We start from the raw sequence: 14,359 nt of genomic DNA, 5'->3' as shown, positions 1-14,359 counted from the left end.
AGCAGGGTGCTACTGATGCCCCTGGCGCATGGTTCACACCCCGCAAATCTGCGGCCATTCTTGCCAAATCGGGCCCCTCCACGCCGCTACCCAAAGAACCGCCGCGTCCACGCCTCAATCTCGCCGACGCCGAGCCCCCAGGCCGCCCCGAGGTAGGCAGCCGCGTACGCCGCCACGACGAGCGGCGCCACGAGGAGCACGTGCCAGCTCGGGAGAAGGCCCCACGCGGCCGCCCCCGGCCCGAGCGACACGAGCGCGAGGCCCACCATGCGCCCGACGGAGGCCCACGGAATGCGCACGTCGGGGAGCGGCCCCCGAAGCCAGTGCCGCAGCGCCGCGACCTCCACCCACGCCCCGACCGTGGCCCCCAGGCTGAGCCCGAGCGCGCCGAGGAAGAGCGCGTCGCCCGGCAGCGGGCCCGCGACCCGTTCGAGCGCAATCGTGTCGAGCCAGAACATCGCGGGCACCGCCACGAGCGTCGAGACCGTGACGCGCAGGACGGCAATCCAGGCGGGCGTCGTGGTGTCGCCGATCGCGTAAAACGCGTTCTGGAGCAGGCGCGAGAAGGTCGTCGCCAAGATGCCGAGGCTGTACCCGCCGAGCACGATCGCGACGAGCCACGTGCTCGCCGCCTGGAACTGGCCGGTCCGGAAGAGCGCCCCCACCAGCAGCACGCCGAAGGCAAGGTAGCCCACCACCGTCGGCACCGTGAGGAACGCGATCTGCCGCAGCGAGCGCCGCAGGCGTGCCGAGAACGCCGCCACCTTCTCCTGCGTCAGGCGCGACAGCTCCGGCAGCTCCGACGCGGCCACCGACATGCCGAAGAGGCTGATGGGCAGCATGTAAAGCAGCTGGGCGTAGCGGAGCGCGCTGAGGGCCCCCACCGCCAGCCACGACGCCAGAAACAGATCGAGGTACGCCGACAGCTGCGCCACGCCCCGGCTCGCCACCACCGGCCCGAACGCGCTGAGCGCCTCGCGCACCCCTTCCACGCGCGTCGACAGCGACAACGAGAAGCCCTCCATCTCCCGCACCACGAACGGCACCTGCACCCCGAACTGGAGCAGTCCGCCCCCGAGGGCGCCCACACAGGCAACCAGGAGCAGCGGCGTGAGGGCGTCGCTCGACAGGGCGTCCGGCGCGCCGGGCGTGCCGGCCAGCACGTACCCGCCGCCGAAAAGGGTCGCGATGATGGCCGCGTTCCACAGCGCCGGCGCCACGTAGGGGACAAAGAACTGGCGGTGGCTGTTGAGCACCCCTAACGCCCACGCCGAGAGCACGAGCACCCCGGCCATCGGAAAGATAAGGCGCACGGCCCGCACCGCGAGGTCAAACCGGTTGAACGGAAGGTCCCCGGCCGCTACCCGGGCCGCGTCGTCCAGAAAGCCCGGCGCCAGCACCGTCACGATCGGCTCCGCAAAGACGACCCCGAGGAGCGCCACGCCGCCCGCCGCGGCCAGCAGCAGCCCGAAGATCGCCCCCGCAAAGCGCCCCGCCGCCTCGGGCCGGTCTTCGTCGAGCAGGCGGCTGTAGATGGGAATAAACGCCGCTGAGATCGTGCCCTCCCCCAGCAGGTTCTGCAGCAGGTTGGGCGACTTGAACGCCACCTGCAGCACGTCCGCGTGGGCCCCCACCCCAAAGAAGTAAGCCACCGCCCGCTCCCGCAGCAGCCCAAACATCCGGCTCAGGAAAATGCCGCCCGCCACCGATCCCGCCGCACTCTCCCCCTCCGCGTCCGACGCGGACGCTGCCTCCGCCGATGCGGTTTCCGCTTCGTCACCCATCGCACACCTCAACAACCCAAGCACTGACGATCCCCTCTTCCCCCTTCCCTCTTCCCACACCCCCTACCACAGCCGATCCACGACAAGGTGGCTCAAATACCCCACCACGGCCGCCCCGTAGAACGGCAGCCCCACGAGCGGCCGCCCCGGCACGTGGAGGTACGGCAAAATGAGGAGTGGCGACGGCACCAGCACCATCGCCCACCACGTGTGCGTCCAGCCCCGGTGCGTGCTGAGCACCAGCAGCACCGCCACGAGCCCCAGGTAGGCCGCGGCCCGGAACTGCTCCGTCACCACCAAAAACAGGTCCACGGCGAAGAAGATCGAGTAGAAGATCTCCTGCCCCTTCGAATCGGTGTCCACGTCCGGCCAGAGCCCAAACAGGAGCGCCAGCGCCAGGAGGGCAAGCGGGTAGCCCACCTGCTCCAGCGCCGTAAACTGCCGGTAGGCCGCGTCGACGGAGAACGCGTACCCGAGGGCCGCCAAGTACCCGCCCCCAAAGACCGCCGCGCCCGCAATGTGCCCCTTGTAGCCCGCCATCGGATCAGTGGCGAATGTCGATTCGCGAATGTCGAATTTCGAGAGGGGCAGGGCGAAGGGCAAGGGACGTTCTGAGCAACAAGCCCCAATCATCCCTCCCCGACCCTCGATCCTCAATCCTCACCCAAAAAGGCAGCCGTCCCCCAGACTCGCTCCTCCCCACTGGCCCTCTCCACGCAATACGCTCTACGCAATACGAACTACGCAATACGATCTAGAAAGAACCCCACCGCCAGCCGATACCCCGCCGCCCCGAACCCGCTCATCTGCCCCACGCAGGCCGGGGCGATCCGCGACGTGCGCCGGAAGTCCTCACGAGCGTGGACGTTGGAGAGGTGCACCTCCACCACCGGCGGCTCGATGGCGGCCACGGCGTCCCGCAGGGCGACGGACGTGTGCGTGTACCCGCCCGGGTTGAAGACGACGCCGTCGATCCCGTCCTCGTGCGCCGCGTGCAGGTGGTCGATGAGCGCCCCCTCGCTGTTGGCCTGCGCGAAGCGGAGCGTGACCTCGGGAAACGCCTCATCGAGATCGGACTCGATATCGGCGAGCGTGGTGGTGCCGTAGGTCTCCGGTTCGCGGACGCCGAGGAGATTCAGGTTGGGGCCGTTGAGGACGAGGAGGGTCACGTGGCGCTGGGCGGGTGTGAACACGAAAAATGCTCGCCCCCATCAATTGCCGAGGGCCTGGAAAGGTTCGCGGCTTGTTCTGTCGGGTGCCGATCCCGCCGCGGGGCTGAGATCGACAGTCGGCGCGATGGATTGTTGCGAACGAACCATACATTTGCAATTCTTTTAGGGGGGGGTTACGTTGTAAGTAATTGTGACGTGCGAGGCCGAGTTGCACATCTATCCGATCACTCCGCTCACTTGGTTCTGCCGCGCGACGATTCGTGTCGTTTGCCCTCAATTCAGTAGCCCGATGCCTGCTCTTAGGCTCCGCTTGAGCTGCCGATTCGTTCTTCTGGTGGGTCTCTGCCTGCAGTTTTTGCCCAGCCCCGCGTCCGGACAAACGCACACCTCCCTCTTTGCCTCCGCTCTTGATGGCCGCCGAGACGCACAGACAATCGAATCCCTTCGGCGCGCCGACGCCTCGACCGGTGCCCAGTCCAGTCCTGTGGACCTCCAGCCCGGCATTAGGGTTGGCCTCAACTTCGCCACCTTTGGGGGCGACGAGGCCGAAACAATTCAGACCCTCCTGCGGGGGGTCCCGACCGTCTCCGAAACAGATGCGGGACGGCGGACGGGGTTCATGGTGGGCGGGTTTATCGTTGCCGACTTTGGCGGGCTACTGGCCCTTCAGCCCGGAGTGCGATACATCCAGAAGGGCGATCAGACCACGTTCACCGTTCCGAACTCCGATGGGGAGCCAGAATCGGGGAGCATCACGAGCAAAGCCGATTACGTGGAGGTCCCGATTCTCGCTCGGGCCGAGCTTCCGGAAATTGGAGCGGTCGTCCCTCACGTGCTCGCGGGGCCGACCCTTGGATTCAGCGTCAACACGGCAGCCGACGTCACACTCGGAGGAGAGTCGCAGGGAATCAACGTCGGCGATGATCTGGGGGGAAATGCCATTAGCCTGGACTTCGGGGCCGGTGCGGATGTCGAGACTGAGGCAGGGACGGTGACCGTGGATGCCCGGTTCGGTCTCGGGTTGTCCGACGTTCCCGGCCTGCGGTTCTCCGCCCAGAATCGGGGCATCATGGCAACAGTCGGTCTTACCTTTTGAACCCAGTTCAGCTGTAAGCAGACAGTTGTTAAGGAAGGAGGGGCTCCCAAGCGGGTCTTCGAAGGAAGGCGGTTCCGAAGACCGGTCCGATTCACGCTTCGTTTTCTTGCTTGTGTTTCTTCGATGATAGTTTTGCCATGCGACGTTTTTTGCTCCCCATCCTCGCAAGCACTGTCGTCGGCGCCGTGGTCATCGCCGCGGCCTGCTCGACACCTACCGAACCAAAAAAGGAAGAGCCGACCTTCGAAGAGGGCGCGTATGGCGGCGACCCTCTGACGGGCACCGAACACCTCTCGAACGTGAAGCCGAGCCCGAGTGGGGACCGCTATGCCCTTGTTCGCAAGCGCACGCCCGGTCAGCCGTCCAACCCGCGGAATCAACTCTGGATTGTGGATCGAGATGGCTGCAATCCACGCCTCATCTCCGTGAATACTGGAACTGTTGATTGGTCGCCGAACGGGAGGTCACTGGCAGTCACAGTTGTGAGTGGAATTGACGTCTATACGTACACGATTGATTTGGAAACTGGAGAAGCCACACAGTGGACTGGAAAAGACAGTCAGCGGCTGTCATTTCCGGTTGTGAACAATCCAGTATGGTTCAATGATGGAAACCGCCTCTTGGTATCCGTAGCTCAGGAGGCCTACCAGCAGCCATTCTCCCGGGGCACCTACATCATCGACACTCAGGACAGCACGACTACTGGACCTCTTCTTGAATTTATGCAATCTGCCTTTCTCGGCAACAAGGACAGGTATGCCACAGGACGAAAATATCTCCAGAACGATAATCCACTGAGCGGCAATTTCATTCGCTATAATTTCGCCGATAGCACTTGGCATTGGATTTCGGACCTTCAGAAAGACTCGTTCATCCGGCACGTCGACCCGCCTGTGCCAAGTCCGACCGGTACGACGCTCGTTCAGAGCCGGAAGGTCAAAAATGCCCCTCAACTTTTCTTCATGAATCACCGCGGGGAAAAGGTTCGGCAAATCACAGAACTAGGGGGCGACAATCCGCGGTGGAGCTACGGCGGCTCGTATTTCGTCTTCCGTCGTGACGTAAACCGGAACGAAGGTGCCCGCTACGTCCCCTTTCGCTTCGACATGGCCACGATGGAAGATAATCCCCTCTGGCCCGCCCTTCCCGATTCGGTTCCCGACTTTCCCCCGCTCTCGTCGCAAACGCTCGAAAAAAAAAACGATTACGCTCCCTCGGTAGACATCTCCGCAGACTTTCAACTTTCCGTGCTATCCGATGCCTCGCCTCCTCTCGACCTTCGGCCTCGCCCTGCTCGCAACATTCTTGGTGGCACTCGCCTGCACCGGGCCCACCGAACCGCCCACCAAAGAGCCAATCTTTGATTCTGGTGAGTACGGCGGGGATCCGCTGCCGAATACTGAACACATTCCAGAGCTATTTCCGAGCCCGAATGGAGATCAAGTTGCACTCATTCGGGAACGAACACCTGGTGAACCATCCGATCCACAAAATCAGCTCTGGATCGTTGACCGGAACGGGGAAAATGCCCGTCTCATCGGTGTCAATGTTTTAGGTGCTGACTGGCATCCGACTGAGGATAGACTCGCAGTTACAGTTGCTACTGGAATTGATTTTTACGTCTACACGATTGATTTGGAGACGATGGAGACGAGACAGTGGACTGGCAAAAACCATCAGCGACTTTCTTTTCCCGTCGTGAGTAGCTCTGGGTGGTTCGAGGATGGCCATCGACTTTTGGTCTTCGCTCACCAGAAGGCCTATCAGCAGCCATTTCCACGAGGACTCTACATTGTTGATACCTCTGACTCGACGACTATCGGTCCACTAGCAGAACTTTTTGAATCAGCTTCTTTCGGGAAAAACCACGAGTATGCGATTGGAAAAAAATATCTTCGCGATAACAGCCCGCCAAGCGGCAATTTCGCTCGGTATAACTTTGCCGATAGCACTTGGCAGTGGATTACTGATTTTCCAGAAGACTCGCTCGATCTGGTCGACACCCCAGTGGCATGTCCAGGAACGAATTATATTTTCCAAGCCAGAGAGGTTCAGAACGCAAAACAGCTATTCATAATGGAATCTCGCGGTGAGAATGCTCGACAAATCACAACACTAGGAGGAGATATTCCCCGGTGCGGATCTAATGGTTCGTACTTCATTTTCCGCCGGGATGTAAATCAAGGCCAGGGCGCCCGCTACGTGCCCTTTCGTTTCGAGTTGGAGACGATGGAAGCCGAGCCGCTCTGGCCGACCCTCCCCGATTCAGTGCCCGACTTTCCCACCCTCTCGACGCAATCGCTCAACAAACTGACGCCACGGAGGTGATTGCCGTTCTATAATCAACAAATAAGTCCCTGACGTGCTGCCGGCACGCCAGGGACTTCAACCGCAAACGGGGCACACGGGACTGGCTTCCGGCTCATCGCCGGGAGGCGCCCCTCGTTTGCGTGTGCGGCACTCAAACCCAGTCCCTCTTGTTCCTTTTTCATCAGACCAAGAGGGCCACGATGAACGCTCTACATACACTCTCGCGCGCATTTTTCTTCACAATCCTCCTCGGCCTGCTCGCAGCGCCGAGCGCTCTTCTTGCTCAAAACCAGACAAACGATCCTCTCGTCGACCAGCAGCAGTACCTCTTCGACGTGCACCGGGTGGACCAAGCCTGGAGTTATACGACCGGCTCCTCAAACGTGAAAATCGGCGTCTACTCCCAGACGGGCTTCATCCAAAACCACGAGGACCTTTCCTCCAGCCGCCTGGCGTCCCCGGTTGGGACGCTTCTGGAGCCCGAACTCGACATCGCCAGCGAAATGGCCGGCATTGTCGGCGCCAGCACGAACAACAATGTTGGCATGACCGGCATCGACCGGGCCGCTACTCTGCAGTCCTATAGCGTGCTGACGGAAAACAGCACCTGTGGAAGTGACTCTCGATGTAGCGGCGACGAAGAAGACACGGTTACCTTCGAGCGGCCCGATGGAACGCAGGAGACCTACTACTTGAACCTCTATCGGCTCAGCGATCAACTCAGTAAGGGCCGAAGCAACGGAGTCGACGTTCATCTTTTCTCATATGGACTTCCCAGCGGTGACCCTGCCGACTACGATCCAACCTTGGAGGGACCGCCGGATCCTGATGAGTCCATGGACTTGTTTGATCGAGATCCCGACGACTTAGATGACCCGGACCCATACAAAACCTTAGCGACTGCCGCCTGGAACACGATTAAAAGTATCGGACAAGCAATTTGTGGGGGGTGGTTTGGCAGCTGTACGACGCCTCCCGATCCCGGATCCCTGTTTCGGGACGAAGTTGGATTTGCGGTAGCGAAAGACGGTGGGGTCGTAGTGACACCTGCGGGGAATCTCGATGGAGACGGCGATATCCCCCCCCGGCACCTCCCCGGTATGTTTGACCCGTACGCGGTGACAGTCGGTGGAGTAGATCAGGACGCTGATGACACGCTTGTCAAATGGGACAGCACCCGACCGGCCGCTTACGTAGACGTATCGGCCTTCGCCGAAGAAACGGTAGGGATCTCCGGCACCGGGTCGGACCAGTACGACACCGAATTCACTACCACTGCCGCTTCCGCCTCCATCGGTGCAGGGGTCTCCGGTCTCCTCAAAGCCGAGATGCCCACCCTCACCGGCGAGGACATTGAGGAAATTCTGAAGCGAACGGCCCGCGACGCAGGCTCCCCCGGACGGGACGACTATACAGGTGCCGGTGCCATCGATGCAGATGCGGCTCTATCCTTTGTTCGCAACAATGACGTGCAGCGCAGTCGGCAATCTGTGAAGTCTGTGATCTCCAAAAAGAAGATCCGCAGTGCCGTCGACCTGAAAGGAAACCGATACTGGAACTTTACCCCCGTTGGTTTCCAGAACTGCCCCGTCGCTCAGGGATATCTCTACGAATTCAAGGCCCGCGTGCCCTACTCTCAAACGTTCTCGAGCACTCCTGACGTATGGGTCCGCTGGGGGAAGAGCAACGGGTACAACAGCCGAATCGGTCAGGTATCGTACTTCAATCCTCTCATTGAAGGGGTCCGTGTGGTTGATGCCGACGGACGCGGACTGACGATTCGCGGGTATTACTGGGAGGCTGACTTCTTCGATAGCTGGGGCAGACGGTGCGCGAAGGACCAGCGGATTCCGAAAGTTTCTAAAAATTTTAACATTGCCTACACAGCGGTAGGTACAGAAGGTCCTCCACCACCTCCGCCTTTAGAAGCCTCCCTCTCCGGCCCAACGTACCTGGACGAGGGCGAGCAGGGGACCTGGACCGCCTACACCTCCCGCGACGGCGCGTCATACACATGGTCTGTCGACCAGGGAAGCGGATGGTATCAAATCGGCTCTGGTCCCTCGGTCAGTTGGGGCCAGGACTATATCTCCAGTACCATAATCGTCGACATTAAGGTAGAGGCCTCCAAGAACGGTGAGACCGCCTCAGCACAAACGAAAGTGACCATCAACAATAATGGGGGTGGAGGCGGCGGGGGTGGAGGCTGTAATGCCGTCGGGCTAAACCGAATCTGTCTGGCAGCCAGCGAGGGATCCTTCGTTCTTGGCAACGTCCGAGCGGAGACGCACACCAACGGGTCCATCCACGTGAGTTGGAAGGCGGTAGGCGAGTCGGACCTTCCCTCTGAATTTGCCCTCCAGCACCGCGCCGATTCAACGGCTGAGTGGTCTACGCTCGGCACCGTGCCGGCCGGCGACTCAATGAGCACCGATTCGTCACAAGCTGTGACCTATCGCTACCGCACCGACGAATTGGAGATTGGCACGCACCAGTTCCGCGTCGGCCTGCCGCAGGATACCGGTTCCCCCCTCAGAGCAGTCGGTAACAGCGAGACGAGCAACGTTCGGCGCTATACGAAACCGGTGACGGCAGAGATCGCGATGGACGAGGCCTACCGGCTCTCCACGTATCCGAATCCGGTCCAGCAGAGAGCCAGCGTCGAGCTGGCGGTCAAGGAGCGGCAGAACGTGAGCGTACGCCTCTACGATTTGCTCGGCCGCCGGGTGGCCACGCTACACGACGGCCCACTGCCGGCGCAGGAATTGCAGCGCCTCCGGTTGGATGTCTCGTCAACCGGCTTTACGAGCGGGACCTACTTCCTGCGGGCCACCGGCGAGGACTTCGCTACGACCGAGCAGATTACCGTCGTGCGGTAACTCCAGCACGGATGTTCTCCACGTTCACATCGGCCCGAACAAGCACCGCCCCCGCCCGGAAGCCTCCGGGCGGAGGTTTGTTGTCCTACGCAGTGTCGTACGCCGGCACCTCCAGGGTGAGCCCGTCGTGGGCGAGGTGGACGTCGTCGGGCAGCGCGGCCTCCGCCTCGGCGTGGCGCACGTCGTGGGTCATGTGGACGAGGTACGTCTCGCGCGCCCCGATGCGGCGGGCGGCGGCCACGGCCTCGTCGAACGAGAAGTGGGTGGGGTGCGGCCGGGGCCGGAGGCCGTCCAGGACGAGCGTGTCGATGCCCTGCAGCTGCTCGTAACTGGCCTCGGGGATGGTGCTCGCGTCCGTGAGGTACGCGAAGCGGCCGAGGCGGTAGCCGTACACCGGCACGTCGCCATGCTGGAGCCGAATGGGGTCGACGGGCACCGCGGTGTCGGCGGCGGTGCGGCTCGGGACGCGGAACGGGCCATCCACGACCTCCAGCTCCACGTTCGCGGCGCCGGGATACGGGTCCCCCCCAAAGACGTAGTCGTAGTTGCGCCGGAGCACCGCGGCGGTCTCGGCGTGGGCGTAGCACGGCATCACGCGGTGGTTGTCGCGAAAGTAGGGCCGCAGGTCATCGAGCCCCACGACGTGGTCGAAGTGGTGGTGGGTGTAGCAGACCGCGTCGATGCGGTCGATGCGTTCGCGGAGCGCCTGCGCCCGAAAGTCCGGGCCCGTATCGATGAGGAGGCCCAGGTCGCCCACCTCCACGTAGCAGGCGCAGCGGGTGCGCGTGTCGCGGGGGTCAGCGGAGGTGCATACCTCGCAGTCGCACCCGATGACGGGCACCCCGGTGGAGGTGCCCGTCCCCAACAAGGTGGCGGTAACCGGGGGCGTACGGGCGTGGCGGTCGGCCGGCGACACGTTTGTGGACACGCTGGGGCTAATTGTCATGTGAGGCCTCCGCCGACATGTGCTCCGCCCAGGCCGCTTCGAGGGCCCGACGCACCGCCGGCTTCAGGTAGATGGTGTCGAGCGGGGCGTCCCGCAACGCCTCGGCCAACACCACCAGCTGCGTCTCGGGCAGGTCGTTCGTGTTGAGCATAATCACCTCCTCCCCCGCCACGACGCAACGGCCCCCGCGGAAGTTGCCGGGCTCGGCCCGCACCTCGATCCCCAGCCGGGCCGCAACCCCTTCCAGTTCGTCGATAATCGTAGTGGTGTCCATACCGCACAGTCACACTCCAACAGAAACGTGCGCCATTTCATCCTGGGCTGCCCCCCAGTTGTTTCCCCGTCGCCGGCCCCCGCTACGGCGATTCCGGAAGGGGCTCCCCAGACGCATCCGTGACCTGGAAGGTGTGCGGTGGCACCCCGGTGTCCGCCTCGACGTGGACGCGCACCAGGTGCTCCATGAACCAGCGGGTCGTGTACGTGGGCACGGGGCGCCGCAGGAACGCCGCGACGAACGGATGCACCCGGAGCGTCACGGCGCGGTGGGTGTCCCTGTGCGCCACGAGCCACTGCTCGATGTCCTCCACAAGTTCGTCGGGGGCGGCGTCCCCCTCTGCGGAGGCGGCGGGTCCATCCGACGAAGACGGACGTGGCGTTGCGTTCTCCGCCGTCTGCTGGGCCCGGGCCGCTTCGAGCTTGTCTTCGAGCGCCTGAATTTTCTGCCGCAGGGCCGTCACCTCTTCGTCCGGGGTGTCGTCCTCCGCCTTCAGGCGCTCCACCTCGCGCTCGCGCTTCTCCACCTCCTTCTCCAGGCTCTGAATCTTGCGCTCGGCCTGGCGGAGCTCTTCGGGGTCGGCCCCGTCGTCGCCGTCGTCGGACGGGGTCCCGTTGGCCGACGAAAAGGTCGTCGTGATGCTGGGGCGGAGCCGCTGGCGGGTGATCTCGACGAGCCCAAAGTCGCTCATCGGCAGCACCTTCGTCACCGCCCGGTCTTCCTCGAAGCCCTTCTTGACCTCGTCGTAGACCTTTTTCTTGTCGTCCTCGTCCCGCAGGTCGATGAAGTCGACGACGATAATGCCCCCCAGGTCGCGGAGCCGAATCTGCCGGGCAATCACGCGGGCGGCCTCCAGGTTCACGTTGAGCGAGTTTTCGGCCTGCGATTTGCCCTTCCCGGAGCGCCCCGAGTTCACGTCGACCACGTGCATCGCCTCGGTCTTCTCGATGAAGAGGTAGCCGCCGGACGGCAGCTCCACACGGTCCTTGAACGCGCGGTCGGCCCCGTGCTGGATGCCCACCGACTCGAAGACCGGCTGGTTGCCCTTGTGCAGCTCCACGCGGTCGACCAGCTGCGGCCCCACGGCCCGCACGTAGCTCTGAATGCTGCTGTACAGCCCCTCGTGGTCGACCAGAATGCGGTCGTACTCCTCCGAAAACTCATCCCGCACGATGGAGGACGCCATGTCCACATCCTCGTGCACGAGCTCCGGGGGGCTCGGCTTGTCCTTGAGGCGCTTCTCCACGCGGCGCCACCGCTCCATCAGCAGCTTCATGTCCTTGTCCAGCGACTTGGCGTCACGGTCCTGGGCCACGGTGCGCACGATGACCCCCACGCCGTCGGGGACGAGGCTGCTGGCCAGGGACTCGAGGCGGCGGCGCTCCTCGTCGTCGGTAATCTTGCGGGAGACGGCAACGTAGTTCTGAAGGGGCACCAGCACCAGGAAGCGCCCCGCGAGCGAGATGTCCGTGGAGATGCGGCTGCCCTTGTTCGAGATGGGCTCCTTGGTGACCTGGACGAGGATCGTCTGCCCGCGGTTCAGCAGGTCGGACGGCCGCTTGTCCCAGTCCTTCTTTCCGGTCGGCACATCGATCGCCTCCACCGTCGGCGCCTCGAGCCCCAGGAAGTCGAGCAGGTACGGCAGGTTGTCGGACAGGTCCGAGAAGTGGAGGAAGGCGTCCTGCTCCTGCCCGATGTCGACGAAGGCCGCCTGAATGCTGGGCATCACCTTTCGGATCTGCCCCAGGTACAGGTTGCCAATCGTGCGCTTGTGCTCGGCGTTTTCAATGTAGAGCTCGACGAGCTTGCCATCTTCGACGATGGCGATGCGCGTCTGCTCGTTGCCGACGTTGAAGACAATTTCTTTGGACATATGTGGGGTCGGGGTGTGCCTGCCCCTGTGCCGGCGGGCGGGAGTGGGTCCAACGGGCGCTTCGCACCATCAGTACAAACGGAACAACAGCGAAGGGACCAAGCGGAGCTGCCACCAGGGTCGGCCAGGCGTGATGTGACGACTGGCTGCGAGGCACCGCCGTGCGGCGCCCACCGGACCCTGAACCGGCACCGAGTGCTCGGGCACGGATTGACTCGTGAGCAATGGGTTCGAACGGGGCTGCCTCCCTGTGTCCGGACACAGCCAAACGGAATGGGATGCGGGTCAGTAGACGAAGCCGAATGGGGACCGCGACGGGGCGCAGGCCGTGTTTCTGCTGTGCAGAGCGGTCGGCCCGCGCGCCTGTGTCCCCGGATTCGCCCCGCGAGCCATGCCGTGGTCGATTGCGTGTTTTCGGCTGCTCGCGTGCATGAACACATCCCTGGCACCTTCGGGAACGCTTCCCGTAAGTGCCGAATGTCACCTAAGAGTATTGTCTTTCCGGCCTGAATGATCCCCAGGGGGACGCAAGACGGCCAGCGCCCCCTGAGCCCTCCCTTAAATCAAAATTCGTGAGTCCGCCGCGCCGTCGTTTGTATAATAGGACAGCTCCAAATGTTGCTCTGCAGTGGGAAGCCCCCTGCGTGGGCGGGCCCTCGGGGCTTTCTGCAAAAGCGTTCCCGGGCGGACTCACTGAACGCGAGCCCTCCGCTCCGCCCTCCTACATCGTCTTTCGCAGCGCCCCGCCTGCCTGCGTCCGGGTCCGTCCCTTCGGCCGTGACGGCCATGCTGTTTCCATTCCACTTCGGCTTTCACCACACACGTTCTTCGATATGGCTGACCAAGAATCTGTAACGGAGTTGACAACCGACAAGGCCCCCATCAAGGCCCGAGGACTCGAGGGCGTCATTGCCCTCGAATCAGAGCTGTCCTCCATCGATGGGGACAAGGGCGAACTCATCTACCGCGGCTACGACATCCACGACCTCGCCGACCACGCCTCGTTCGAAGAGGTCGTGTACCTGCTCCGCCACGGCGAGCTTCCCACCCAGTCCGAGCTCGACGACTTCTCGTCCCACCTGCGGAGCGAGCGGGCCCTCCCCGCCCCCATCCTGAATCTCCTGCGCGAGACGCCCGCGGACGCCCACCCCATGGCGGTCCTCCGCACGGCGGTGTCCGCCCTCGCCCTCTACGACGAGGAGGCCGACACGATGGCGGAGGGCGCCAACCACCGCAAGGCCGACCGCATCCTCGCCCAGATTCCGACCATCATCGCGGCGTTCGATCGCCTGCGGAAGGACAAGGAGCCGGTCGCCCCGCTGGATCACGGCTCGATGGCCCGCAATTTCCTCTACATGCTGAACGGGGAGAAACCGGGCGCGGCCGCCGAGGACACCTTCGACGTGTGCCTCGTGCTACACGCCGACCACGGCCTGAACGCCTCCACGTTTACCAGCCGGGTCATCGGGTCGACCCTCTCGGACATGTATTCCGCGGTCTCCGGGTCGGTCGGCGCCCTGAAGGGGCGGCTGCACGGCGGGGCCAACCAGGAGGTGATGCGCATGCTCCTCGACATCGACGAGAAGGGCGCGGACCCGACGTCGTACATCCAGGACCGCCTCGACGCCGACGAGCGCGTGATGGGCTTCGGCCACCGCGTGTATAACACGATGGACCCTCGCGCCGCCATCCTCCGCACCATGGTGAAAGAGCTCAGCGAAGAGGCCGGCGACATGAAGTGGTACGAGTACACCACGAAAATCCACGAGACGATGACGGAGGAGACGGGCATCGCCCCCAACGTGGACTTCTTCAGCGGCCCCACCTACTACCAGCTCGGGCTCGACCCCGACCTCTTCACGACCATCTTTGCGTTGAGCCGCACGGCCGGCTGGACCGCCCACCTTCTGGAGCAGTGGGCCGACAACCGCCTGATCCGACCGCGCGCCCAGTACGTGGGGGCTCGCGACCGGACTGTGGCGCCCCTTGCGGAGCGGTAGGAGGCGCTCGGGGGCCGAAGCAAAT

At 63.3% G+C, this 14,359-nt stretch carries 11 protein-coding genes; 5 read left to right on the top strand and 6 right to left on the bottom strand.

Annotation, left to right across the window (positions count from 1 at the left end; all coding sequences use genetic code 11):
• Window positions 1-86: 86 nt before the first annotated feature.
• From murJ to aroQ, 3 genes are all read right to left on the bottom strand, one after another.
• Window positions 87-1,784 (bottom strand): murein biosynthesis integral membrane protein MurJ, encoded by a 1,698-nt coding sequence (gene murJ / locus OJA40_RS10610; protein ID WP_208425484.1) that lies wholly within the window; start codon window positions 1,782-1,784, stop codon window positions 87-89.
• Window positions 1,785-1,847: 63 nt separating this feature from the next.
• Window positions 1,848-2,324, bottom strand: a complete 477-nt coding sequence (locus OJA40_RS10605; protein ID WP_208425485.1) for a metal-dependent hydrolase — start codon at window positions 2,322-2,324, stop codon at window positions 1,848-1,850.
• Between the two features lie 200 nt (window positions 2,325-2,524).
• Window positions 2,525-2,953, bottom strand: a complete 429-nt coding sequence (aroQ, locus tag OJA40_RS10600) for a type II 3-dehydroquinate dehydratase (protein ID WP_208425486.1) — start codon at window positions 2,951-2,953, stop codon at window positions 2,525-2,527.
• 358 nt (window positions 2,954-3,311) lie between these two features.
• Between aroQ and OJA40_RS10595 the strand changes: the two genes are divergently transcribed.
• The 4 genes from OJA40_RS10595 to OJA40_RS10580 all read left to right on the top strand — a co-directional run bounded on the left by OJA40_RS10595 (window position 3,312) and on the right by OJA40_RS10580 (window position 9,241).
• Window positions 3,312-4,052, top strand: a complete 741-nt coding sequence (locus OJA40_RS10595) for a porin family protein (RefSeq protein ID WP_208425487.1) — start codon at window positions 3,312-3,314, stop codon at window positions 4,050-4,052.
• 137 nt (window positions 4,053-4,189) lie between these two features.
• A complete protein-coding gene (locus OJA40_RS10590; protein ID WP_263810608.1) occupies window positions 4,190-5,416 on the top strand; it encodes a TolB-like translocation protein in 1,227 nt (408 codons plus the stop codon).
• Window positions 5,310-6,380: a TolB family protein gene (locus OJA40_RS10585; protein ID WP_208425489.1), complete on the top strand. Its 1,071-nt coding sequence runs from the start codon at window positions 5,310-5,312 to the stop codon at window positions 6,378-6,380. The genes OJA40_RS10590 and OJA40_RS10585 overlap by 107 nt, the downstream gene beginning before the upstream one ends.
• Window positions 6,381-6,562: 182 nt before the next feature.
• Window positions 6,563-9,241 carry a S8 family serine peptidase gene (locus OJA40_RS10580; RefSeq protein ID WP_263810607.1) on the top strand — a complete coding sequence of 893 codons (2,679 nt, stop codon included), beginning with the start codon at window positions 6,563-6,565 and terminating at the stop codon, window positions 9,239-9,241.
• Window positions 9,242-9,326: 85 nt separating this feature from the next.
• Here OJA40_RS10580 and OJA40_RS10575 read toward each other — a convergent pair whose 3' ends face one another.
• From OJA40_RS10575 to OJA40_RS10565, 3 genes are all read right to left on the bottom strand, one after another.
• Window positions 9,327-10,187, bottom strand: coding sequence for an MBL fold metallo-hydrolase (locus OJA40_RS10575; RefSeq protein ID WP_208425491.1), 861 nt, complete (start codon window positions 10,185-10,187; stop codon window positions 9,327-9,329).
• Window positions 10,177-10,461, bottom strand: a complete 285-nt coding sequence (locus OJA40_RS10570; RefSeq protein WP_208425492.1) for a hypothetical protein — start codon at window positions 10,459-10,461, stop codon at window positions 10,177-10,179. Before OJA40_RS10570 ends, OJA40_RS10575 begins: the two co-directional genes overlap by 11 nt.
• Before the next feature lie 82 nt (window positions 10,462-10,543).
• On the bottom strand, window positions 10,544-12,334 hold the full coding sequence (locus OJA40_RS10565) for an Rne/Rng family ribonuclease (RefSeq protein WP_208425493.1): 1,791 nt from the start codon (window positions 12,332-12,334) through the stop codon (window positions 10,544-10,546).
• Window positions 12,335-13,167: 833 nt separating this feature from the next.
• Here OJA40_RS10565 and OJA40_RS10560 point away from each other — a divergent pair.
• Window positions 13,168-14,334 carry a citrate synthase gene (locus OJA40_RS10560; RefSeq protein ID WP_263808976.1) on the top strand — a complete coding sequence of 389 codons (1,167 nt, stop codon included), beginning with the start codon at window positions 13,168-13,170 and terminating at the stop codon, window positions 14,332-14,334.
• The last annotated feature ends 25 nt before the right edge of the window (window positions 14,335-14,359 follow it).

This window comes from Salinibacter pepae (assembly GCF_947077775.1).
GTDB lineage: Bacteria > Bacteroidota > Rhodothermia > Rhodothermales > Salinibacteraceae > Salinibacter > Salinibacter pepae.
The sequence above is the reverse complement of the archived record's forward strand: the minus strand, read 5'-3'. Positions and strand labels throughout refer to the sequence as shown.

Coding starts and splice junctions, on each gene's coding strand:
- murJ (WP_208425484.1), bottom strand. CDS start 1,784: ATGGGTGACGAAGCGGAAACCGCATCGGCGGAGGCAGCGTCCGCGTCG.
- OJA40_RS10605 (WP_208425485.1), bottom strand. CDS start 2,324: ATGGCGGGCTACAAGGGGCACATTGCGGGCGCGGCGGTCTTTGGGGGC.
- OJA40_RS10590 (WP_263810608.1), top strand. CDS start 4,190: ATGCGACGTTTTTTGCTCCCCATCCTCGCAAGCACTGTCGTCGGCGCC.
- OJA40_RS10585 (WP_208425489.1), top strand. CDS start 5,310: ATGCCTCGCCTCCTCTCGACCTTCGGCCTCGCCCTGCTCGCAACATTC.
- OJA40_RS10580 (WP_263810607.1), top strand. CDS start 6,563: ATGAACGCTCTACATACACTCTCGCGCGCATTTTTCTTCACAATCCTC.
- OJA40_RS10575 (WP_208425491.1), bottom strand. CDS start 10,187: ATGACAATTAGCCCCAGCGTGTCCACAAACGTGTCGCCGGCCGACCGC.
- OJA40_RS10570 (WP_208425492.1), bottom strand. CDS start 10,461: ATGGACACCACTACGATTATCGACGAACTGGAAGGGGTTGCGGCCCGG.
- OJA40_RS10565 (WP_208425493.1), bottom strand. CDS start 12,334: ATGTCCAAAGAAATTGTCTTCAACGTCGGCAACGAGCAGACGCGCATC.
- OJA40_RS10560 (WP_263808976.1), top strand. CDS start 13,168: ATGGCTGACCAAGAATCTGTAACGGAGTTGACAACCGACAAGGCCCCC.